The sequence below is a fragment of the Microbulbifer harenosus genome (assembly GCF_005771435.1).
Taxonomy (GTDB): domain Bacteria; phylum Pseudomonadota; class Gammaproteobacteria; order Pseudomonadales; family Cellvibrionaceae; genus Microbulbifer; species Microbulbifer harenosus.
In genome coordinates this window covers 72,713-94,327 of record NZ_VANI01000002.1, presented here as the reverse complement: position 1 = coordinate 94,327, position 21,615 = coordinate 72,713, and the positions used below count along the sequence as shown (strand labels likewise).

The following is a 21,615-nucleotide window of genomic DNA, read 5'->3' as shown; positions in this document are numbered from 1 at the left end:
CTTAGCCCGTTACGTCATCCCCGCCGCCGCCTTGTCGGTATTCGCTGTCCCGGCGGGCTGCTACCATAGCGGCCCGTTTTCGCAGCCCAGGCGCCCGCTACCGACAATATGAACGCCCGCACCGCATCGCCAGCCCTGACACTGACCGCACCCGCCAAACTTAATCTGATGCTGCGAATTCTCGGCCGTCGGACCGATGGTTATCACGAGCTGCAAACGGTATTTCAACTGCTGGACTACGGCGACACGCTGACCTTTTCCTCCACCGATTCCGACACCATCGAACTGGACTGTCCTGGCGTAGATGTCGCCCCGGAACACAACCTGATTTACCGTGCAGCGCTGCTGATCAAGCAGGCTCGCGGCAACAACGCGCCGGGGGTGCGCATTTCGGTAAAAAAAATCCTGCCGGCGGGGGGCGGCGTGGGGGGCGGCAGCAGCGATGCAGCGACAACCCTGCTCGGGCTGAACGCAGTCTGGCGCTGCGGCCTCGATATCGACACTCTCGCGGAGCTTGGCCGACATCTGGGTGCCGATGTGCCGGTGTTCGTGCGCGGGTATTCCGCCTTCGCCGAGGGTGTTGGCGAGCAACTTACCCCGGTGTCCATCACTCCCCGCTGGTATCTGGTGCTGACGCCTGACTGTCACGTGAGCACTGGTGCGTTATTTTCCGATCCGCGTTTGACAAGAGATTCCGCCGCAATTACATTAGCGGCCCTTCGCGACAGGCGGCTGAACACACAATGGCTCGATGAATATGCGGGCAATGATTTTCAGCCATTGGTCGAGAACCTCTACCCGAAAGTTCGACTGGCCAGAGAATGGCTTGCGCAGTTTGGGCAGGCATTTCTGACAGGAACCGGCGCCTGTGTGTTTGCCGGCTTCGATTCGGAAGCGAGTGCACAACACGCGTTTGCCAAACGACCTGCAGGGCTCAGAGGTTTTGTTGCCAGGGGTGTAAATGAATCACCCACACACAGGCAACTCGCGAAGTTTGCAGCAGCAGTCCAGGCTGACTGAGTGCAACATTGCTGGGGCGTAGCCAAGCGGTAAGGCAGCGGGTTTTGATCCCGTCATGCGAAGGTTCGAATCCTTCCGCCCCAGCCATATTTTCAGTGTGGCAATGAGCTTGGCGAAAGCAGAGCACCCTGACAGGTTCGAGCCGGAGCTGGCGAAGCCAGCGGAGACCAGCGAGCCGCAGGCGAAGCTAATCCTTCCGCCCCAGCCACTTTTTAAGTTTTCATCAATTCATCCCTGAATTGCTGAAAAGACGCTTACCGCGGCACATGTCCGCGATAAGCTCCCGACAAATCAGCAAGCTGATTTGCGGGCGGGCCCTCCTTGGCCCGCTAGCGGAGCGCTCGGCACCTCCCGAGTTAACTTTAGGCGAAAGCCCACACCTACACCCTTGCATCCATGGTCGCCCAATGAACCGGCATCACACTATCCTGCAAGCAACTCTCGCTCCGCAACTCACCTGAATTTCACTACTATCTTCTACTTACCAACGAAAAAGGTACTCGCAGTGGCTGACTTGATGGTCTTCACCGGCAACGCAAACCCGGAACTGGCACAAAAGATTGTTGACCATATGGCGATTCCGCTGGGGGAGGCGGTGGTCAAGCGCTTCTCCGACGGCGAGATCGCGGTAGAGATCACCGACAATGTGCGCGGCCGCGATGTGTTCGTGGTGCAGTCCACCTGCCAGCCCACGAACCGCAACCTGATGGAGCTGATCCTGCTGGTTGACGCGCTACGCCGCGCGTCAGCAGGCCGTATTACCGCGGTGGTGCCCTACTTCGGCTACGCCCGTCAGGACCGCCGCGTTCGCTCCCAGCGAGTACCCATCTCCGCCAAAGTGGTCGCCGATATGATGGTGAGCGTGGGCATCGACCGCGTTCTGACCGTCGACCTGCACGCGGAACAGATTCAGGGCTTCTTTGACGTCCCCGTAGACAATGTCTACGGCTCTTCCGTGCTGCTGGACGATATCGAGCGTCAGAAGTACGAAAACCTGGTGGTGGTTTCGCCGGACATTGGCGGTGTAGTGCGCGCGCGCGCGGTGGCGAAGAGCCTGGGCTGCGACCTGGCGATCATCGACAAGCGCCGGCCGGCTGCAAACGTGGCCGAGGTGATGAACATCATTGGCGAAGTCAGCGGCCGCACCTGCCTGCTGGTGGACGATATGGTGGATACCGCAGGCACCCTGTGCAATGCGGCCAACGCCCTGAAAGATCACGGCGCCATGAAGGTAGTGGCCTACTGTACGCACCCGGTACTTTCCGGCAAGGCTATCGACAACCTGAACAATTCCGTACTGGATGAGCTGGTGGTCACCGACTCCATCCCGCTGGGCGACAAGATGGAAAAGGCTCCGAAGATACGCCAGCTGACCCTGTCGGCGATGCTGGCTGAAACCATGCGCCGCATCAGCAACGAAGAGTCCCTGTCGGCCATGTTCCGCTCGTAAGCCAACCCTCTGTAGGAGCCTGCTTGCAGGGCCCTGGAGAGCGTATAGCGAGCACTGCTCGCTGCTCTCATGGGCGCCCGGCCACGGACGGCCGGGCCGGACCTGGCCCCATGGGTGGCTGCTTGCGATAAAACTTCCTGTTCGCCTGCAAGCAGGCTCCTACGCGATATTTGCCTCACCCCATTACCTCTGGCATTCCCCGGTACTTCCCCTTAGAATACGCGCCCGCCCGGCACCGCCGGGCGTTTACTATTGGGCGATTCAATAGCTTTTGCCCATTTTATAGCAATCCCAGAGGGTTCCGGTCGCAGGGCCTTCTGGACAGACAACCCGAGGTTTATCCCATGTCTGATTTCAAACTGAATGCCAGCGTCCGCAGCGACGAAGGGAAAGGTGCGAGCCGCCGCCTGCGTCGCGAGGAAGCGAAAGTTCCGGCCATCGTTTACGGTGGCAAAGCCGAGCCGCAAAACATTGCCCTGCTGCAGAAAGATATGTTCAAGGCCCTGGAAAACGAAGCGGTTTACTCCTCCGTTCTGACCCTGAACATTGATGGCAAGGACGAAACTGTGATCCTGCGCGATCTGCAGCGTCACCCGGCCAAAGCCATCCTGCTGCACGCTGACTTCCAGCGCGTTTCCGCCGACACCAAAGTTCACGTGAAAGTGCCTGTTCACTTCCTGAACGAAGACAAGTGCAAAGGCGTTAAAGCCGGCGGTATCGTCTCCCACACCCTGACCGAGCTGGAAATCAGTGCACCGGCCTCCAAGCTGCCCGAGTTCATTGAAGTAGACCTGGCCAACCTGGAGCTGGACGGCAACATCCACATTTCCGACATCAAACTGCCGGCTGGCGTTGAGTCTGTGGACCTGTCCCACGGTGCTGACCACGACCTGGTTGTTGCCTCCGTGCACAAGCCGCGCGGCGCTATCGAAGCCGAGGCTGCCGAAGGCGAAGAGTCCGGCGAGTAATCCGCCGGCAATTTAAGGTAACAGTACCTTGAGCAAGGCTCCGGACACGCCCATCCAGTTGATTGTGGGCCTGGGCAATCCAGGCCCCGAGTACGACCGGACACGACACAACGCCGGGGCCGACTTTGTCGCCGAGCTGGCCCGTATCCACGGTGCCCAGCTCGCGCCAGACAGCAAGTATCACGGCCTCTCCGGCCGCGTGCGGATCGGCGGGCAGGAAATCCGCCTGCTGATTCCCACCACCTACATGAATCGCAGTGGCCAGGCAGTGGGCCCGCTGGCGAATTTCTTCAAGATCCCCGCCGCGGCCATCCTGGTTGCTCACGATGAGCTGGACCTGCCCTGCGGTGTCGCACGACTGAAGCACGGCGGCGGCCACGGGGGACACAATGGCCTGCGCGATATTATCGCCGCTCTCGGCAACAACCGGGAGTTCATGCGCCTGCGCCTCGGCATAGACCACCCTGGCAACGCCCGTGATGTTGCTAATTATGTGCTGCAGCGCGCCCCTCGCACCGAGCAGGACCAACTGGCCGAAGCCATCGACCGCGCGGTGGATGTCATGCCCGCCGCCGTCCAGGGCGACTGGAACGGCGCGATGAAAACACTGCACACCAGCGCCAAATAACGGCTTTCCAAATTAGACGGCGTTGCGTCACCAGCGCTTCCGCCACACCAACAGGATTACGACCATGGGTTTCACTTGCGGTATCGTCGGCCTGCCCAATGTGGGCAAATCTACCCTGTTCAATGCCCTGACCAAAGCGGGTATTGACGCGGAAAACTTCCCTTTCTGCACCATAGAGCCCAACGCAGGCATCGTGCCGGTACCGGACCCGCGCCTCGACAAGCTGGCGGAGATCGTGAAGCCACAGAAAGTGATCCCCACCACCATGGAGTTCACAGATATCGCCGGCCTGGTGGCCGGCGCTTCCAAGGGTGAAGGCCTCGGCAACAAATTTCTCGCCAACATCCGCGAGACCGACGCTATTGCCCACGTAGTGCGCTGCTTCGAAAACGACAACGTGATCCACGTGGCCAACCGCGTGCATCCGGTAGCGGATATCGAGGTGATCAATACCGAGCTGGCCCTGGCGGACCTCGACACCGTAGAGAAGGCTCTACAGCGCTACAGCCGCGCGGCCAAGGGCCAGGATAAACACGCCATCCGCATGAAGGCGCTACTGGAGAAGATCCAGCCACACCTGAACGAAGCCAAGCCCCTGCGCTCATTCGGCCTGGACACCGACGAACTGGCGGACCTGCGCGAGCTGAGCCTGCTTACCATCAAGCCCACCATGTACATCGCCAACGTGGACGAAGACGGCTTCGAGAACAACCCGCACCTGGATGCCGTAGCCGCCATCGCCGCGGAAGAAAACGCCGTACTGGTACCCATCTGCAACAAACTGGAATCCGAAATCGCCGAACTTGACGACGATGAAAAACTGGAATTCCTGGAAGGGCTCGGCATGGAAGAGCCGGGTCTGAACCGGGTGATCCGCGCCGGTTACCAGTTGCTCGGCCTGCACACCTACTTCACCGCCGGTGTAAAAGAAGTGCGCGCATGGACCATTCCCCAGGGTGCCACCGCACCTCAGGCGGCAGGCAAGATTCACACGGATTTCGAAAAGGGGTTCATCCGCGCAGAGGTGATCAGCTACAACGATTTCGTCGCCCACAAGGGCGAAGCCGGAGCCAAAGAGGCCGGCAAATGGCGCCTTGAAGGCAAGGAGTATGTGGTGGTTGACGGCGACGTGGTGCACTTCCGCTTCAACGTCTGATCCCGCAATCCCACCCCTACCCCTCCGGCCGGAGTCCGGACCATATTTGCGGGGTTCCACAAGAACCCCGCAAATACCACACTGCCACCCGCAGTACCTTTCGCAACAACACCACAGGTTGCCATGTACCAATCCAACTGGAAAGTCGGCCTGCCGCTGGCACTGACCACCGCCTTCCTGTGGGCTCTACTGCCCATCGCCATGAAAGGCCTGATCGCCGACATGGATTCCACCACCATCACCTGGTACCGCTTCTTCGGTGCCGCCATATTCGCCGGCCTCTGGTACGGATGGAGGCGGGAGCTGGAATTGGGCAACCTCTTTCGCGGAAAACTGCTGCCGTATACGCTGCTGGCGGTAGGCGGCCTGCTGGGAAATTACATCGCCTACGCCACCGGCCTCAACTACATTACCCCCGGCGCACTGCAGGTACTGATCCAGCTGGCGCCCTTGCTGTTACTGATATTCAGTGTGATATGGCTCGGCGAGCGCTTTTCCCCACGCCAGTGGGTAGGCGTGAGCATGGTATGTATCGGGCTGGCACTGTTCTTTAACCTGCGCCTGGCGGAGCTGGTGCAGGGTGAGAACAGGGAATACCTGTTTGGAGTGGGGCTGGTGGTGATCGCGGCGGTAACCTGGGCGGTGTACGGTCTGTTCCAGAAAAAGATCGTGGCTGAATCCCGGCCCCACAACCTACTGATACTGATCTATCTCGCGGGCACCCTGTGTTTCCTGCCTGTGGCCAAGCCGGCGCTGGCGCTGTCATTACCCCCGCTGGGCTGGGCATTGCTGCTGTTCCTCACAGCCAACACCCTGATTGCCTACGGCGCCTTCGCCAAGGCCATGGCCTCTTGGGAGGCTTCTCGGGTCAGCGCCACTCTGGCCCTGGTACCGCTGATGACCCTGGCCCTCAGCAGCCTTATCGGTGCCCTGTGGCCGGGATACATCGAAGTGGAACCCATGAACTGGATCAGCTGGATTGGCGCATTTGCCGTGGTCATCGGCTCTCTGCTTGCCGCCATCGGACGCGGCCGCTAACTGCGCCGCCGGAAAACGAGTGCGAGCTAAGCTACTGATTAATTTAGTAAAAATAGTGTTGACAGGCCCGCGCGAGCCCCCTATTATTCGCGCCCTCGGTTAGCCGAGTTTGTTTGTGGCAAGGTAGCTCAGCTGGTTAGAGCGCAGCACTCATAATGCTGAGGTCGCGAGTTCAAGTCTCGCCCTTGCTACCACTTTCTTCCTGCGAGAAAGCTCTCGCAGTATCTTTACTGGGGCGTAGCCAAGCGGTAAGGCAGCGGGTTTTGATCCCGTCATGCGAAGGTTCGAATCCTTCCGCCCCAGCCATATTTTCAGGTTGGCAGTGAGTTCTGCGAAAGCGGCGTACTCTGACGGTTCGAGTCGGAGCTGGCAAAGCCAGCGGAGACTAGCGAGCCACAGGCAAAGCTAATCCCTCCGCCCCAGCCATATAAAAAGGCGATCCTTTGCAGGATCGCCTTTTTTATTGATTCCTGAGTAGACCGGATTCAGACCGCAGACCGCTCCAGCGGCACAACGGGAGATCCGGAAACATCGTCAGTCGCGGTAGAACCGACATTCCCCCTGCTTCGCAACCACTCAAATCCCAACAGACAAACCAGCACTGCTCCAATGTATACCATCATCCCGGTGAAGCCCAGCGTGTCGCGCTCGGTGTAACCCGTCCACAGATACTGACCGATGCATAGGATCGCCACCACCAGCAGTGTGGGTTTGCGGCCGATCAGTCCCACCACAAAAACGCCAAGCGGCGCACCAAGGGCAACTACCGGCGCAGCCGCCAGCCAGTTTCCGAGTACGCCCGGCTGCCAGGTTCCCGTCAGGCTTTTAACCGCTACACCTACCAGGGAAGTAAACGCCATGATGATCACGGAAGTGGGAATTGCCACCTTGAGGTCCACTCGGAACAGCAGCACCAGCAACGCATAGACAACCATGTCGATGCCAACACCGGTAATGGCCGCCGCCATCCCTCCCGCGCAGAAACCCGCCAACAGACCAAGGCGAAACTCCCTGGCAGACGCTCCCGCACCAAGCTCGGAATGAGAGGTAATCTCCTGCAGCCGATACAGGTGCAATATCCCGAAGCTGCCCCAGATGACCGCAAACGCCAACTTTATCCAGAGTTCCGGTATCAACGGCGAGAGGAACAGAATGCCAAGAGGGGTACCCAGTACCGCACCGAGCATAGCCCCACGCAACATGCTCCAGGCGAGAGGCTGACGGCGGCAGAGGATAAAGATACTGGCACTGACCATGCCGATCGACTGAACAGCAAAGCTGAAATCCCTGCCCAGGCTGGCTGGCATGTCGAACAGCAAAACCAGAACCGGGAAACCGACGGTTCCCCCACCCATGGGGGTAGAGCCGGCGGCGTAGCTGCCGATCGCCATGGACAGCGCCATAGGCCAGTGGTCGACCACCACAGACCACATACCCCCACCAAATACCAAAAGCAGCCAGGCTGTATAGAACAAACCGAGGAAAACAAGCCAGGCTGCTAATCGCTTGAGCAGAGACATTGGACAGAACTCGAAAGGAAATCAGGGCTCCAGACACGGAGCCCCGAGGGATCAGAGAGAAACAGGGATATCAGGCGTCCGCCTGCATTTTGGCCAGACGGGAGAACTGATGCATGGAGCCCAGCTGCGCATACAGCGGCGCCAGGAAGCCACGCTTGCGGAAATCCGCGAAATCCTCTTCGCTCATTTCGGCCAGTTTCTTCTCGTCCACCATGTAGATGCCGGTCAGATTGATTTTTTCGCTGCCCGCATTGATCGCAACATTCTGGGTGGTCAGCAGATCTTTCTCGGCCAGGATGGTGATGAATGCCCTGGTCATCTGGTCGCTTTCCAGATACCCCACCAGGGACTCTTTCTTGGCCTTCAGGTACTCGGACTCCTCTCCGGATTCGGTGAACAGGGCATTGCCCTCTTCCTCACCGACAACCGGGCTGTTCTCGATCAGACCAACCATCAGGCGCTCTTTGTTCTCACCCGCCGGTGCCAGCACGAAAGGATGATTGCGCACAGCACCCGGAACAAAGACACCTTTCCATTTTTCGCCGTCAACAAACAGGTTTTCACCCACTTTCAGGCCCAGGAGAGCAACGGACTGGAACTGGTCGGTTTCGGAATTCTTGACAAAAACAATCGGGTATTCTGCACCCAGGCGGGAGAATTCATGAGCAGTAACCGGCAGCATATGTGCATTCTTGACGTGCTCAAAGGTCCCCAATTCACGAACTTTCAACTTACCGTGAACGTCACTGCGCAGAGGGACGATTTTCGGGGCTTCTACAGTGGCCATACAACACCTTATCTAAATTGGAAGTTATTCTAAAAACCCGGCTTAGTATATTTTTTATACTTAGAAAGGGAAGCAGAAAGTTACACCAGACCGGCCCAGTTTGCCAGCAACTCATGCAGCCACCGGCCCTCAAAACCGCAGAGTGGCATGTACTGGACAGCAAAAAGACTCATGGAGTAGCTGTTGCGCCCTCATAGCTGACAAACAGGTTTGCCGTAAGGCGCCCTTCTACCGGGTCAGAGCTGATACTTTTTTCGTTGAGAATATTCGCACTATGTAATGTGTTACCCCGGTATATGACAAGCCGGTTAAACCTGGCCGGAACAAAACCCACCCTGGTAAAAAGGTCATCGGAGTCCAGGCAGTACTTTTGGGGACGGCGATACTTGTTGAACTCGATGTAGCAACAATCGAGGTAATGCTCTACCCGCTGGGGTGAGATAGTCTCGTAACCTGTGCTTTTATGGCGGTAAAAACCGGTGCCGCCGTGACTTTCGTCACACAGATACAGCAGTACTGCATAAAGTCCTGGAGCGCTGGTATCAAAATGAGGAGCCCTCTGCAGCGGCCCAAGCTCCGCTTCAGGAACAGTAATCAAATTTAACGTTTCCTGATGAATCTTCAATTCGTGGCTAGCGGGCACCGAAAAGTGCCGGCGAATCACACTATCCAGGCGCTCCATCATCATCGCCCCATGATGCTCAGGCGCGGCCGCCCGAACACCCGGATATCCCTTTCGCTCAGCAGCCATCGGCCAGGGCGCAAAACTCGCCTGGCTCGCAAATACCACCAGGTTTTTGGGAGCTTCAAGAAAGTCATCAATAACGACAACCGTATTTTTTTCTTCACCAACGCTCAGTACTTGAGTGTTCAATTTAACCGAACTCCATACTCAATCCAAATCACTTTCGGCCACCTCGCCCCTCTCAATGCGGCATTTTTTACATGCCTGCACGCGTCAGCTGCTTCTGCAACTCTGTCAGCCAAACTCGCTGAGGCATAAGCTCCGCCGCCAGTTTTTCGGCATGCCGGTTGGCCGTTTCGACAATTTCAGCGGCTCTCCGATGCTCCGTTTCACTGAGTGAAATCGCCCTGGTCGAATATTTCATTCCATAAAGAACGTACAGATAGTTCTCCACCCCAAAAATGTCAAACGCACTGAAAAAATCAAGACTTTTTGGTGTGGCTATTGACCAACGATCCAGGCGGTCAGCAAGTTCTTCAGACAGCTTTGCCCCCTCGGTGCAGTCTACCCAAAACTGAGAGTCCCGGCGGTCAGAAATACAGTAGTGCAACTGAACGAAATCAATTACCCGCTCCCAGGTATAGCGCACGATCTTATTGCAATACTCGGACAACCGCGGAATATCCCCCCTGGTACGGGGGAAGCGTTTGGCCAGCAGATTGGCGGAAAAATCCGTAACCAGAATGGAGGTGGCCTCAAGCGGCTCTACAAATCCTTGAGCCAAACCGAAAGCCACGCAGTTTTTCCGCCAGAAATTTTCCCGAAACCCTATTTTCATAGGTATTTTCCGAACATCGACAGAACTCAATGATCGCCCGACATACTCAGAAAGCTCACCAAGTGCCTCCACATCAGACATATACTTGCTGGCATACACGCATCCGAGGCCTCGCCGGTTTGTCAGCGGGATATCCCAGATCCACCCGGCCTTGTGTGCATGCGCGGTGGTGTACGGGTGAATAGCTGCATCTTCCGCAGTCGGCTCCTGAAGCACAAGCGCAGAATCCGTGAGAATTCGGTCAGATCTGTCCTCAAATGGCGTTTTCAGGGCTCCCCCCAGTAACACAGAGCTGAATCCACTACAGTCCAGGTAAAAATCAAACTCCCCTGAGCTCCCATCGCTAAAGACCAGCGAGGCGATTTCTCCATCTTCACGGAGAACAACATCTTTCACTGTTGCAAATTTATGGACAACACCAAACCGCCGTCTTGCATTCTCTGCGATCAGTTCCGAGAACTTCCCCGCGTTGAAGTGATAGGCATAATCCACGGCGCCAGTGTAGGGCGGAGAGGATTTCCGTTTGGGGCAGCGATCCTGCTCGGATAACGGATAGGATTCAGACAGGGTGGAAAAACAGGGGCCTGACTTTTGCGATAGCCAGTGGTCCGTAACATCGAAACCTTGCGGGAAGGGCGCGCTGAAAGGGTGGTAGTAAAAGTCATGCCCGGATTCTGCAGACATCCAATTTGAGAACTTGATTCCGGTTTTGAAAGTGGTATCGCAATTGGCCAGCATGGCAACTTCAGAGATGCCAAACCGATCAAGAGTCTCCTTGATTCTCGGGACTGTCCCCTCCCCCACGCCTATCACCGGAACTTCTTTGGATTCGATGACCGTGATCTCAATGTCCGGATCACTGGCCAACTCAACGCCCAAATGATTCGCCGCCATCCAACCCGCGGTACCGCCGCCAACTATTGCTATTTTTCTTATTTTCATAGGGCTTATCTCCAGCCAAAAAAAAGCCCAGCACGAAGCTGGGCTTTTCTTAGTTCAGGCTCTTAGAACTTGTAGCTTGCACCCAACTGGTACACTGCTTCACCGGCAAAAGACCAGGCCGGGAAACCTTCCTGCAGAGGAGCCTTCATACCGGTCGCAGAGCTATCTGCACTTGCAGCGCCGTACTGAATGTCGTCTTCTTCGAGCACGTTGATCGCCTCGAAAGTAATGTCCAGATTGTCGGTAGCATACCAGTAGAAGCTCAGGTCCAGGGAGCCGTAGTCATCGTGCATACGGTTACCGTACCAGTAACCACCGTCACGAATCAGATACTCGGAACGGAAGTTGTACGCCGCGCGCGCGGAGAAGGTATCGTTCTCCCAGTAACCCACCAGGTTGTATGCGTGTTCGGAAGACTCGGTGAACAGCGGCAACTGGTCCATGAAGGCTTCACTCGGTGCGTCCGCATCGGTGTAGGTGTAGTTGGCAGCCACACCGAAGCCATTGTCGAATGCGTGCTGGATCTGCAGTTCGATACCCTGGATGTCGGCACCGCCGGCATTTTTCAGGGTTTCCACGGCCCAGTTGTCACCACCCTTCGGATCAGCAAGGCCTATCTGTTGATTGATCAGGATTTCGGAAGTCACGAAATCGTCAATGGACTTAACGAAGTAAGTCGCGGACACCAGGTTGCCGTCGCCGTAGTAGTACTCCAGCGCGATGTCGGCGTTGGTGGATTTCATCGGCTGCAGACCTTCGCTACCGAAACGCTGCGTCTGGTTGTCAGTGCGATCGTCGGCGAAGCCGCTGTAGGTCACCAGCATATCGTCGTAATTAGGACGGCTGATGGTCTGGGACGCAGACGCGCGCAGAACCCAGTCTTCAGACAGTTCGTACTTGACGGACGCGCTCGGCAATACATCGCTGTAGTCCGCAGTGTAAGTCGACGTGGAGTATGCGTAACCGATGTTCGCAGCAATCTCACCGTCTTTCGCTTCGGTGCCATCCAGGTCGTACTGGGTACGGGAGGCATCGGTAGAGATGTAACGCAGGCCGAAGTTACCGCTCAGGGCGCCGGATTCGAACTCAAACATACCGTAGAGCGCAGTATTTTCCTCGTTCAGAGCGGAGTAGCCTGCACGCTCTTCGACCCAACGGTCGATACTGTCACGGGTCACCGCCACCATGGCATCCAGGTTGGGTTTGGGTGCGGTAAAGCCATGCTGACCGACTTCGAACAGACCACTATAAACCTCAGAGGCCGCGATCATTTCCGGGGTAACGACACCACGGAGCTTGCTGCGGTTGACGTCGTGGTCGGTCCAGCGCACGCCGGTTTTGAACGCCGTCAGCATACCCACATTCAGATCGAATTCGAGGTCCAGCTGCGCGTAGGTTTCTTCATCTTCAACCGGGCCGCTGGCAACGGCCCAACCTTCCGGGTTGACCATTTCGGCGTAGTTGTCGAGGGTAAGACTCGGATCCAGAGTCGGGTTAATTACGATCTCTTTACCTGTCGCATCGATAGAACCCTGCCACAAGGACATGTCATCGGTGAAATGGGAGAAGTTAGTGGTCAGATCGGTACCGCCGTCAGCTTTGGTGGAACCAACATTCGCGCTCAAGCGGAAACCTTCGCCTTCGTACTCCGTGTTGAAATCGAAGGTATCAGAGCTCATGGAGGACTTGCGGCCCCAGGTCTGATTAAAGGTTTTGTTGGCGACGGTAGAGTTTTCAGTTGTGCTGGAGGTGCACAGGCCTGCAGCATTTTCAGAATGACACGTTACGTTGTCACCAGCCAGGGAGAACAGATACAGGCTAGTGTTGGTGTTGTCCGCCTGCATCTCCAGAGACATGGCGTGCAGGGTGAAAGACAGTTGCTCGGTTGGAGCATATTGCAGGGTCAGATCCAGTGCGGTGCGCTCCTGGTCCTGCAGGAAGGTGGTAGGCGCAACGTCGCCAGACCAGCGGTAGTCAGACTCGGTGCCGCGGCGCACGTATTCACGGTCTTCTTTCGCTGCAGCAACCAACACGCCGAAGGTTTCTTCGTCGTTTTTCCAGCTGTACAAACCGGAAACTTCTGGAGCTACGTCGTCACTGATGGTACCTACACGGGCTGTAGTGCCAATCCAAGCCGTATTGGCATCCATATCCAGAGGCTTGCGGGTTTTGACGATAACAGTACCGCCAATGCCGCCCTCATTCAGATCGGCACGAGAGGACTTGTACACCTCAATGCCGCCGATGAGTTCAGCAGGCAGCAGGGAATAGTTGAAGCTGCGGTCAACAGGAATATTGTCGAACCAGCCGGTAGAAGCAACATTCTGCCCATTCAGCTGAGTCAGGGTCATGGTAGGCGCAGCACCGCGGATGGAAACAGAAGCACCCTGGCCGAATGCGCGACCAACGGTCACACCCGGGATGCGACCCAGGGCTTCACCAACATCGGAGTCCGGAAACTTACCAACATCTTCTGCGGATACCGCATCGACCAGGTCGGTCGCATCGCGTTTGATATTTACGGCGTCTTGCAGAGCTCCGCGAATACCAGTAACGGAAATTTCTTCGAGAGCCTGCTCCTGGGCAATTGCCAGCGGAGCCGCAAGGCTGCCGCCGAGTACAGCTGCAGTGATCGAGAGAGCGAGTTTGTTGCGCTTAAGCATCGATTTCCCCTTCCTTTTTTATAGATATAAAGGTTTGGTTAGAAACTTTTTATTCACCTTGTACCGCCAAATGATAGCGCTGTCATTCAAACCTATGATAGCGCTGTCATTCTCACGACCGACAATACACACAATGTCGGGAAAAAGCTACAGCGGAAATGTGGAAATATCCGGCGAGTTTACCGGTAATCACGCAAGAAACCTGTCTTAACTGACAGGTCAAAGAGGATGCACGCTGGCGCTCAGCGCCTTAGAGAACAAAAAATGATCAGTGCCTGGTCTCGTCGAAAACGGAGTCCTGGCCGGCACACGCGGCACTCCCAGCGCAGGCCAGGAGTGCCGGATTCCATTCACATGCGTCGAGGATTACTCAATTTCCTTGATCCGCATGGAGCTGGTGCCGCCCCCCATGTTCAGGCGCTCGCCCTGGGTGATCAGGATGCGCTGGCCCTTCTTGAGCTCGATGCGGGAACCGAGAACCTCGGTAATGGCATCGGTCAGGTGGCCGAGGGGTACGGATGCCGGGTCGAACTCGATGGGCTCGACGCCGCGCAACAGCACCAGCTGGCGCGCCACTTGTGGATGGCGAGTCAGGGCATAGATCGGCAGCTGGGTAGTGGCGCGGGACATAATCCGCGGGGTGCGACCGGACTCGGTCAGCGCCGCAACCGCACACAGGTTCTCCACGCGCGCAGCGGATTCGATGGCGGCCTGGGCGATTACGGTGTCGATGCTTTCCGAACCGGAACGCGCGGGCGCCGGGCGGTTGGTGGTACCCAGATATTGCTCCGCACCCACCACGATCTGCGCCATAGACTCCACCGCGGCCACCGGGAAATCGCCGGCGGCGGTTTCGGCTGACAGCATGACCGCGTCTGTGCCATCCAGCACCGCATTGGCCACGTCCATCACTTCCGCGCGGGTCGGTGTCGGGTTGGTGATCATGGATTCCATCATCTGGGTGGCGGTAATCACGCCGCGGTTCAGGGCATTGGCGCGGTTGATCAGCTTTTTCTGTACACCAACCAGTGCCGCATCACCAATCTCCACACCCAGGTCGCCGCGGGCCACCATGATGACATCAGACGCGAGAACGATGTCGTCCATCTGCTCATCGTTCTCAACGGCCTCGGCGCGCTCGACCTTGGCGACGATGGCCGCGTTGCTGCCGGCTTCGCGCATTGCCCTGCGCGCGATTTCCAGGTCTTCGCCACTGCGCGGGAAGCTCACTGCAAGGAAATCCACTTCCAGCTCGGCAGCGAGCTTGATGTCTTCGTAGTCTTTTTCCGTCAGCGCCGGTGCAGAAAGACCGCCACCCAAAAGATTAATACCTTTGTTGTTGGACAGCTTGCCGCCCTGCAGCACGCGGCAGAACAATTTACTGTTGGTGCCACCGGTAACTTCCAGGCGGATTTTGCCATCATCCAGCAGCAGGATGTTGCCGGGTTTGCAGTCGGCAATCAGTGACGGGTAGTCCACGCCCACGCGCTGCTGGTTACCGCCCTCTTTGGGGCAGTCGGCGTCGAGGGTGAACTCGGCATTGTTCTCAAGAAAAATACTGCCTTCAGCAAAACGGGCGATACGGATTTTCGGCCCCTGCAGGTCGCCGAGAATAGCTACCAGCTTGTTTTGCTCGGCGGCAGCGCGGCGCACTTCCGACACGCGCTTGCGGTGATCGTCGGCACTGCCGTGGGAAAAGTTCAGGCGCACGACGTTAACGCCGGCGCGGATAATCTCGTCAATTACACGCGGCTTGTCGGTGCCCGGGCCGAGTGTGGCAACAATTTTTGTATGGCGAATCATATTTGCAGTATTTGTTTTTGAGTGGGATGTGAGACGTTTCTTATCGCAGGCTGCCTGTCGAAGCAGGAAAACCGGAGCGGGCATTGCGCCCGATCCGGTGAGATAGCATTTTCGCCATCAGTTCAAATTACAGGCCCTGCGCCTTTGCCATCGCCAGGCTGGTGTCGAGCATACGGTGAGAGAAACCCCACTCGTTGTCGTACCAGGCCATCACTTTCACCAGGTTGCCGTTCACGCGGGTGTGGTTGGCATCAAAGTGGCTGGACGCGGTGGTGTGGTTGAAATCCACAGATACCAGCGGCTGGTTGCAGAATGACAGTACGCCACCTTTGATGGTGCCGGCAGCGTCGTTCATGATCGCGTTGATTTCTTCTGCGGTGGTATCGCGGCTGGCAATGAACTGGCAGTCCACCAAAGAAACATTATTCACCGGTACACGTACCGCCATGCCGTCCAGTTTGCCTTGCAGCTCCGGAAGGACCAGGCCTACCGCTGCGGCGGCGCCGGTCTTGGTGGGGATCATGTTGTCGGCGGCAGCGCGCGCACGGTAGATATCCTTGTGCACGGCGTCCTGGGTGTTCTGGTCGTTGGTGTAGGCGTGCACGGTGGTCATGAAGCCGCGCTCGATACCGATCGCATCGTTCAACACCTTGGCAACCGGTGCCAGGCAGTTGGTGGTGCAGGATGCGTTGGAAACCACTTTGTGTTCGGCGGTGAGCTTGTCGTCGTTCACACCGTAAACCACGGTCAGGTCCGCGTCTTTGGATGGAGCGGAAATCAGCACCGCTTTGGCGCCAGCCTGCATGTGCTGGGCGGCCGCCGCCTTGTCGGTGAACAGGCCGGTACACTCCAGTACCAGATCTACCTTCAGCTCCGCCCACGGCAGGTTGGCCGGATTGCGCTCCTGACAGACCTTGATGGTGTCACCACCGATAACCAGGTTTTCGCCGTCGACGGAAACTTCGGTATTGAAGCGACCGTGCACGGTGTCGAAGCGGGTCAGGTGCGCATTGGCTTCCACCGGCGCCAGATCATTGATGGCAACCAGCTGGATGCGGTCGTTGTAGCCGGACTCATAGATCGCGCGGGTTACGTTGCGGCCGATGCGTCCATATCCGTTGATAGCAATTCTGAGTTTCATATCGCTACACCCTCTGTGTCTTTAAGTTTATGAATTTTTGTCTTCCAGCGACGGGTGTACTCCCCCCCGCACGCTGCAGTACTCACTACGCAATAAAATCGCTTTTTGCCGAAACCTGATTTTGATTCAGCCCTTCAGCAGCGCGGCCTCTCTGGCCAGACGGGTAATTTCCGCCCAATTCTTTTCCGCCACCAGCTTCGACGAAGCCATCCAGGAACCACCCACACAAACCACATTGGAAAGCGACAGGTAATCCTTGGCATTGCCCGGGCTGACACCGCCGGTGGGGCAGAACTTCACCTGTGCGAGCGGGCCGCCGATGGACTTCAGCATCGGCACACCGCCGGCAGCCTCTGCCGGGAAAAACTTCTGGTAGTGGTAGCCGCGCTCCAGCAAGCGCATGACTTCCGACGGGTTGGCTGCCCCCGGCAGAAGCGGCACCTTCACGCCATCGGCGGCATCCAGCAGCGCTTCCGTAGCGCCCGGGCTCACCATGAAGGTCGCACCCGCATCCACAGAGCGGCGGATATCGGCGGCATTCAGCACAGTACCGGTGCCCACATGGGCATCCGGCAGGTGCTTGGCAATTTCCTCTACCGCGGCCAGTGCGGCTTCGGTGCGCAGGGTGACCTCCAGCACGTTAAGGCCACCTTCGACCAGCGCCTGTGCCAGCGGCAGTGCGTCGCTGACGTTGTCGATAACCAGTACCGGGACTACGCCAGCCTGTTCCAATACGGGTACGAGAGACTCTTGCATTGCGAATTCCTAAAACTCTGTATTTCCTAACTATTCACAGGCTCTTCAGCCAGTTCCCTTTAGGGCCGCCGGCGGCCGGAACATCAGGGAGCCCAATACACAGTGACCGGTTTCAGTCTCTGCTTGAGAATACTGCGCACCGGCATTTCACTCTCATCATCCCCTAGCAGTGCCTGGCGATAGACCTTGAGCTTTTCTTCTCCGGTGATCAGCAATTTGATTTCTTTCGCCTGCAAAATCGCGGCAAGCGTGAGCGTCATACGCTCGGTGTGCGGGCCGGTGACAGCACTCTGTTTGGCGGTGATGGCCTTGCACAATTTTTCAGACTTTGGATCCAGAGCTTCCCGGAGTCCCTCTGCGTAAGGAAAGAACGACGCGGTATGTCCATCGTTGCCCATGCCCAGTACACACACATCGAAGGGGCGCGGTAACTCCTGAAATGCACGCTCGCACTCCGCCTCACCCTCCGCCGGTGTGGCCGCTCCGTTTTTCATTCCCAGGCACGGTGCCTTGGCAGCTTCGTTCTGCAAAAGGCTGTTGGTGATAAACGCGAAATTACTGCCCGCTTCATCCTTTTCCACCCAGCGCTCGTCCACCAGTGCCACATTGACCTGCTGCCAGGGCAGCGGGCGGCGTGACAGCTCCCGGTAAACCGGCTCTGGCGAACTGCCACCGCTCACCAGAAACGTCGCCTGGCCGTTGGCCTTGATACCGGAGTGCAGCGCCGCGGCACATTCATTGGCAAGCGCCAGTGTGAGTCGCTCCCTGTCTGCAAAAAATTTTTCTTCGACCATGTCTTTGAGACCGTTTGTTACTCGTAACCGTTATCCACCGACGCCCGTTCAGGGGTTGAACCAGTGGTGCCCGTTTTCCGCCAGCAGGTGGTTGGAAGCCTGTGGCCCCCAGGTACCTGCGCGGTAGAGTTGCGGCTGGTTGCTGGTATCGCGCCAGTGATCGATGATCGGGTCGACCCAGGCCCAGGCAGCCGCCACTTCTTCGCGGTGAATAAACAGCGCGGAATTATTGGCTGCGGCATCCAGCATCAGGCGTTTGTAGGCGTCACTCTTGAAGCTGTCGTAGGTGTCGGACAGCGACAGGTTCAGCTCCACCGGTTGCAGCTCCATGGTGAGGCTGTCCATTTTCTTCGCCATCAACACCAGCTTGATGCTCTCTTCCGGCTGCAGACGAATCACCAAGCGGTTCGGAAGTACTTCGCCCGCTTCTGGCTGGTAAACACTGTGAGAAACCTTTTTGTACTGGATCACGATTTCCGCACAGCGTTTTTCCATGCGTTTGCCGGTGCGCAGATAAAACGGCACGCCGGTCCAGCGCCAGTTGTCGATATGCGCACGGATAGCGACAAACGTTTCGGTGGTACTGTTTGGCGCCTTCAACTCTTCCAGATAGCCCGGGACCAGCTCCTTGCCGAGGCCACCGGCCACGTACTGGCCGCGCACGATATTTTTGTCGACGTCCTTACCCACCAGCGGACGCAGCGCTTCCAGCACTTTGATTTTTTCCGAGCGGATATTGCGCGCGGACATGCTGTTGGGGGATTCCATCGCGATCAAACACAACAGCTGCAACAAGTGGTTCTGTACCATGTCGCGCAGCGCACCGGTGTCGTCGTAAAAACCCGCGCGGCCTTCCAGGCCCACGGTTTCCGCAATGCTGATCTGGATGTGGTCGATAGTTTTCGCGTCCCACAGACGTTCAAACAGCACGTTACTGAAGCGCAGCGCCAGCAGGTTCTGAACGGTTTCTTTACCCAGATAGTGGTCGATACGGAAAATACTTTCTTCCGGAAAATACTCGGCAATCTTGCTGTTGATTTCGTCGGAGGTCTTGGCGTTGTAGCCCAGGGGCTTTTCCACCACTACACGGGAGTTTTCGTGGATCAATCCCTTGATGGAGAGATTTTCGCAACACGGACCGAACACAGCCGGAGGAATCGCCAGATAAAACAGGCGCGTGCGTGAGGTATCGTTGCCGAGCAGATCAATCAGCAGATCCCACTGCTCGTCCGGCTTGGAAATATCCAGAGACACCGCGCGCAGCATAGGGCTGAATTCTTTCCAGCTTTTCTCGTTGTACTCGCCATCGCGCAGATGGGTTTTCAACGCCTGCTGGGCGGTTTTGATGTAGGAATCAGCATCTTCCTGGCGGCGCACCACCGGCAGAATACGCGTATCTTTGTTCAGGCCACCTTCGATGAAAGCGCGGTAAAGAGCCGGAATCAGTTTACGCAGCGACAAATCTCCGCCGCCACCAAACAGTACCATGTCAAATGAATTAGCCATTGCAATTGCTCTCAAACGGTAACGCGGGCCCAGGCTTTGATCCCTGCCCGCCGAATTCGGTTAAAAAAGAATGCTTGCACCGGTTTCCGCGCCGCTCGCGAGCTTGCGCATATTGGTGAACAGGTCGCGGCCCATACCGATGGCATTGCCGGACAAATCGCACTCCGCCAACGGTCGCGCCGCCAGCTCTTCATCACTTACGTGGACTTTGAGAACACCGGCATCCGCATCCAGTTCGATGAGGTCGCCATCCTGAATTTTCGCAATCACACCGCCCTCCAATGCTTCCGGAGACAGGTGGATCGCGGCCGGCACCTTGCCTGAGGCTCCGGACATGCGGCCATCAGTGACCAGTGCCACCTTGAAGCCGCGGTCCTGCAACACGCCGAGCGACGGTGTCAGCTTGTGCAGCTCCGGCATACCGTTGGCCTGGGGCCCCTGGAAGCGCACGACTGCAACAAAATCTTTTTCCAGTTCACCGGCCTTGAACGCAGCGAGCATGTCGTCCTGGCTGTTGAACACCACTGCCGGCGCAGTAACTTTCAGCTGCGGGGTTTTCAGCGCGGATACCTTGATCACGCTGTTGCCGACGTTGCCCTGCAGCAATTGCAGGCCACCGTGGCTGGAGAATGGATCGCTGGCTGGGCGGATAACGTCCGGATTGCCGGATTCCTCCGCCGTCGGGCGCCACACCACGCCGTCCTTGTCTTCATTGAGGAAGGGATCGTAGGTGTAGGGTTCAAGACCGGAATCGCCGAGCACCGTGCTCACATCACCGTGCAACAGACCGGCACCCAACAGTTCGCGGATCAGGAACTGCATTCCGCCGGCAGCGGCGAAATGGTTGATGTCGGCTGTGCCGTTCGGATACACGTGGCACAGCAGCGGCACGATCTCGGAAAGCTCCGCCATGTCCTGCCAGGTAATCTGAATACCCGCGGCGCGCGCCATCGCAATCAGGTGCATGGTGTGGTTGGTAGAGCCACCGGTCGCGTGCAGACCGACAATGCCGTTGACGAAGGCTTTTTCGGTAAGAATTTTCGCAATCGGGGTGTAGCTGCTGGGCTCTGTAATCTGCACCAGCTGTTTTACCGCCGCCTTGTTCAGGGCGTCGCGCAGTTCGGTACCCGGGTTGACAAAGGAGCTGCCCGGCAGCTGCAGGCCCATGATTTCCACCAGCATCTGGTTGCTGTTGGCCGTGCCGTAGAAAGTGCAGGTACCAGCGCTGTGATAGGAGGCGCTTTCGGCTTCCAGCAGTTCCTTGCGTCCGACTTTACCTTCCGCATACAGCTGGCGAACACGGACTTTTTCCGCGTTGGCGAGACCGGTTGGCATAGGGCCTGCAGGAACAAACATGGCGGGCAAGTGGCCGAACGACAGTGCTCCGATAACCAGCCCGGGCACGATTTTGTCGCAAATGCCCAGGTACATGCTGCCGTCGAACATATCGTGGGACAGGGAAATGGCCGTGGCCATGGCGATCACATCGCGGGAAAACAGGGACAACTCCATACCCGGCTGGCCCTGGGTGACGCCGTCACACATAGCGGGCACACCGCCGGCGACCTGGGCGGTCGCGCCATTGCGCAGGGCTTCCGCCTTGAGCATTTCCGGATAGACACCGTACGGCTGGTGCGCCGACAGCATGTCGTTGTAGGAATTGATGATGGCCAGGTTTGGTCCCTGGCCGGAAGCGATGAGGTTCTTGTCGTGATCGCTGGACGCCGCCATGGCGTGCGCCAGGTTGCCACAAGACAGCTTGTGCCGCGCGCGGCCCTTGCCCTGGGCGTGCTCAACCTGAGCCAGGTACCTCGCCCTTGTCTCTTCGCTGCGGCGGATGATCCTGTCGGTAACCGCCTGTAACTGACTGTTTACCACTGATTTGTTTGCCATTTGTCTAACTCTTCGTTTTTTATCAGC

17 protein-coding genes and 3 tRNA genes are annotated in these 21,615 nt (G+C 57.4%); 9 read left to right on the top strand and 11 right to left on the bottom strand.

Translation table 11 applies throughout. The features are described 5' to 3' along the window. The first annotated feature begins 108 nt into the window (after window positions 1-108). The 9 genes from ispE to FDY93_RS01515 all read left to right on the top strand — a co-directional run bounded on the left by ispE (window position 109) and on the right by FDY93_RS01515 (window position 6,566). Window positions 109-1,020 carry a 4-(cytidine 5'-diphospho)-2-C-methyl-D-erythritol kinase gene (gene ispE, locus FDY93_RS01555; RefSeq protein ID WP_138233992.1) on the top strand — a complete coding sequence of 304 codons (912 nt, stop codon included), beginning with the start codon at window positions 109-111 and terminating at the stop codon, window positions 1,018-1,020. Window positions 1,021-1,032: 12 nt separating this feature from the next. Then, a tRNA-Gln gene (locus FDY93_RS01550) sits at window positions 1,033-1,107 on the top strand. A 430-nt stretch (window positions 1,108-1,537) separates the two neighbouring features. After that, window positions 1,538-2,470: a ribose-phosphate pyrophosphokinase gene (locus FDY93_RS01545; RefSeq protein WP_138234116.1), complete on the top strand. Its 933-nt coding sequence runs from the start codon at window positions 1,538-1,540 to the stop codon at window positions 2,468-2,470. Window positions 2,471-2,814: 344 nt separating this feature from the next. After that, window positions 2,815-3,438 carry a 50S ribosomal protein L25/general stress protein Ctc gene (locus tag FDY93_RS01540; protein WP_138233991.1) on the top strand — a complete coding sequence of 208 codons (624 nt, stop codon included), beginning with the start codon at window positions 2,815-2,817 and terminating at the stop codon, window positions 3,436-3,438. 28 nt (window positions 3,439-3,466) lie between these two features. Further along, window positions 3,467-4,066 carry an aminoacyl-tRNA hydrolase gene (gene pth, locus FDY93_RS01535; RefSeq protein WP_138233990.1) on the top strand — a complete coding sequence of 200 codons (600 nt, stop codon included), beginning with the start codon at window positions 3,467-3,469 and terminating at the stop codon, window positions 4,064-4,066. A 64-nt stretch (window positions 4,067-4,130) separates the two neighbouring features. Further along, window positions 4,131-5,222, top strand: coding sequence for a redox-regulated ATPase YchF (gene ychF, locus FDY93_RS01530; protein ID WP_138233989.1), 1,092 nt, complete (start codon window positions 4,131-4,133; stop codon window positions 5,220-5,222). Between the two features lie 123 nt (window positions 5,223-5,345). Next, on the top strand, window positions 5,346-6,260 hold the full coding sequence (locus tag FDY93_RS01525; RefSeq protein ID WP_138233988.1) for a DMT family transporter: 915 nt from the start codon (window positions 5,346-5,348) through the stop codon (window positions 6,258-6,260). 117 nt (window positions 6,261-6,377) lie between these two features. Further along, a tRNA-Met gene (locus FDY93_RS01520) sits at window positions 6,378-6,454 on the top strand. A 37-nt stretch (window positions 6,455-6,491) separates the two neighbouring features. Beyond that, window positions 6,492-6,566 (top strand) — tRNA-Gln (locus FDY93_RS01515). 179 nt (window positions 6,567-6,745) lie between these two features. On the opposite strand, the gene FDY93_RS01510 is transcribed toward FDY93_RS01515, so the two are convergent. From FDY93_RS01510 to edd, 11 genes are all read right to left on the bottom strand, one after another. After that, the gene (locus FDY93_RS01510) at window positions 6,746-7,693 is read right to left on the bottom strand and encodes a sulfite exporter TauE/SafE family protein (protein WP_246068413.1); all 948 of its coding nucleotides are present in this window, start codon (window positions 7,691-7,693) and stop codon (window positions 6,746-6,748) included. Window positions 7,694-7,850: 157 nt separating this feature from the next. Continuing rightward, the gene (locus FDY93_RS01505) at window positions 7,851-8,567 is read right to left on the bottom strand and encodes a SapC family protein (RefSeq protein WP_138233986.1); all 717 of its coding nucleotides are present in this window, start codon (window positions 8,565-8,567) and stop codon (window positions 7,851-7,853) included. Between the two features lie 169 nt (window positions 8,568-8,736). After that, entirely contained in the window at window positions 8,737-9,441 is a 705-nt protein-coding gene (locus FDY93_RS01500) for a DUF6445 family protein (protein ID WP_138233985.1), read from the bottom strand. Between the two features lie 67 nt (window positions 9,442-9,508). Next, window positions 9,509-11,032: a tryptophan halogenase family protein gene (locus FDY93_RS01495; protein ID WP_138233984.1), complete on the bottom strand. Its 1,524-nt coding sequence runs from the start codon at window positions 11,030-11,032 to the stop codon at window positions 9,509-9,511. A gap of 62 nt (window positions 11,033-11,094) precedes the next feature. After that, the gene (locus tag FDY93_RS01490) at window positions 11,095-13,695 is read right to left on the bottom strand and encodes a TonB-dependent receptor (protein WP_138233983.1); all 2,601 of its coding nucleotides are present in this window, start codon (window positions 13,693-13,695) and stop codon (window positions 11,095-11,097) included. Between the two features lie 366 nt (window positions 13,696-14,061). After that, the gene (gene pyk / locus FDY93_RS01485; protein ID WP_138233982.1) at window positions 14,062-15,498 is read right to left on the bottom strand and encodes a pyruvate kinase; all 1,437 of its coding nucleotides are present in this window, start codon (window positions 15,496-15,498) and stop codon (window positions 14,062-14,064) included. 127 nt (window positions 15,499-15,625) lie between these two features. Next, window positions 15,626-16,639 (bottom strand): type I glyceraldehyde-3-phosphate dehydrogenase, encoded by a 1,014-nt coding sequence (gap, locus tag FDY93_RS01480; RefSeq protein WP_138233981.1) that lies wholly within the window; start codon window positions 16,637-16,639, stop codon window positions 15,626-15,628. Between the two features lie 126 nt (window positions 16,640-16,765). Next, window positions 16,766-17,395, bottom strand: coding sequence for a bifunctional 4-hydroxy-2-oxoglutarate aldolase/2-dehydro-3-deoxy-phosphogluconate aldolase (locus tag FDY93_RS01475; protein ID WP_138233980.1), 630 nt, complete (start codon window positions 17,393-17,395; stop codon window positions 16,766-16,768). Between the two features lie 83 nt (window positions 17,396-17,478). Next, window positions 17,479-18,189, bottom strand: coding sequence for a 6-phosphogluconolactonase (pgl, locus tag FDY93_RS01470; protein WP_138233979.1), 711 nt, complete (start codon window positions 18,187-18,189; stop codon window positions 17,479-17,481). A 48-nt stretch (window positions 18,190-18,237) separates the two neighbouring features. Continuing rightward, a complete protein-coding gene (gene zwf / locus FDY93_RS01465) occupies window positions 18,238-19,695 on the bottom strand; it encodes a glucose-6-phosphate dehydrogenase (protein WP_138233978.1) in 1,458 nt (485 codons plus the stop codon). 60 nt (window positions 19,696-19,755) lie between these two features. After that, complete coding sequence (gene edd / locus FDY93_RS01460) at window positions 19,756-21,588, bottom strand: phosphogluconate dehydratase (protein ID WP_138233977.1); 1,833 nt, start codon at window positions 21,586-21,588, stop codon at window positions 19,756-19,758. Window positions 21,589-21,615: the final 27 nt, after the last annotated feature.

What these genes read in the sequence shown, in the direction of transcription:
- ispE (WP_138233992.1), top strand. Translation starts at nt 109, where the DNA reads ATGAACGCCCGCACCGCATCGCCAGCCCTGACACTGACCGCACCCGCC.
- FDY93_RS01545 (WP_138234116.1), top strand. Translation starts at nt 1,538, where the DNA reads ATGGTCTTCACCGGCAACGCAAACCCGGAACTGGCACAAAAGATTGTT.
- FDY93_RS01540 (WP_138233991.1), top strand. Translation starts at nt 2,815, where the DNA reads ATGTCTGATTTCAAACTGAATGCCAGCGTCCGCAGCGACGAAGGGAAA.
- ychF (WP_138233989.1), top strand. Translation starts at nt 4,131, where the DNA reads ATGGGTTTCACTTGCGGTATCGTCGGCCTGCCCAATGTGGGCAAATCT.
- FDY93_RS01525 (WP_138233988.1), top strand. Translation starts at nt 5,346, where the DNA reads ATGTACCAATCCAACTGGAAAGTCGGCCTGCCGCTGGCACTGACCACC.
- FDY93_RS01510 (WP_246068413.1), bottom strand. Translation starts at nt 7,693, where the DNA reads ATGTGGTCTGTGGTGGTCGACCACTGGCCTATGGCGCTGTCCATGGCG.
- FDY93_RS01505 (WP_138233986.1), bottom strand. Translation starts at nt 8,567, where the DNA reads ATGGCCACTGTAGAAGCCCCGAAAATCGTCCCTCTGCGCAGTGACGTT.
- FDY93_RS01495 (WP_138233984.1), bottom strand. Translation starts at nt 11,032, where the DNA reads ATGAAAATAAGAAAAATAGCAATAGTTGGCGGCGGTACCGCGGGTTGG.
- FDY93_RS01490 (WP_138233983.1), bottom strand. Translation starts at nt 13,695, where the DNA reads ATGCTTAAGCGCAACAAACTCGCTCTCTCGATCACTGCAGCTGTACTC.
- pyk (WP_138233982.1), bottom strand. Translation starts at nt 15,498, where the DNA reads ATGATTCGCCATACAAAAATTGTTGCCACACTCGGCCCGGGCACCGAC.
- gap (WP_138233981.1), bottom strand. Translation starts at nt 16,639, where the DNA reads ATGAAACTCAGAATTGCTATCAACGGATATGGACGCATCGGCCGCAAC.
- FDY93_RS01475 (WP_138233980.1), bottom strand. Translation starts at nt 17,395, where the DNA reads ATGCAAGAGTCTCTCGTACCCGTATTGGAACAGGCTGGCGTAGTCCCG.
- pgl (WP_138233979.1), bottom strand. Translation starts at nt 18,189, where the DNA reads ATGGTCGAAGAAAAATTTTTTGCAGACAGGGAGCGACTCACACTGGCG.
- zwf (WP_138233978.1), bottom strand. Translation starts at nt 19,695, where the DNA reads ATGGCTAATTCATTTGACATGGTACTGTTTGGTGGCGGCGGAGATTTG.
- edd (WP_138233977.1), bottom strand. Translation starts at nt 21,588, where the DNA reads ATGGCAAACAAATCAGTGGTAAACAGTCAGTTACAGGCGGTTACCGAC.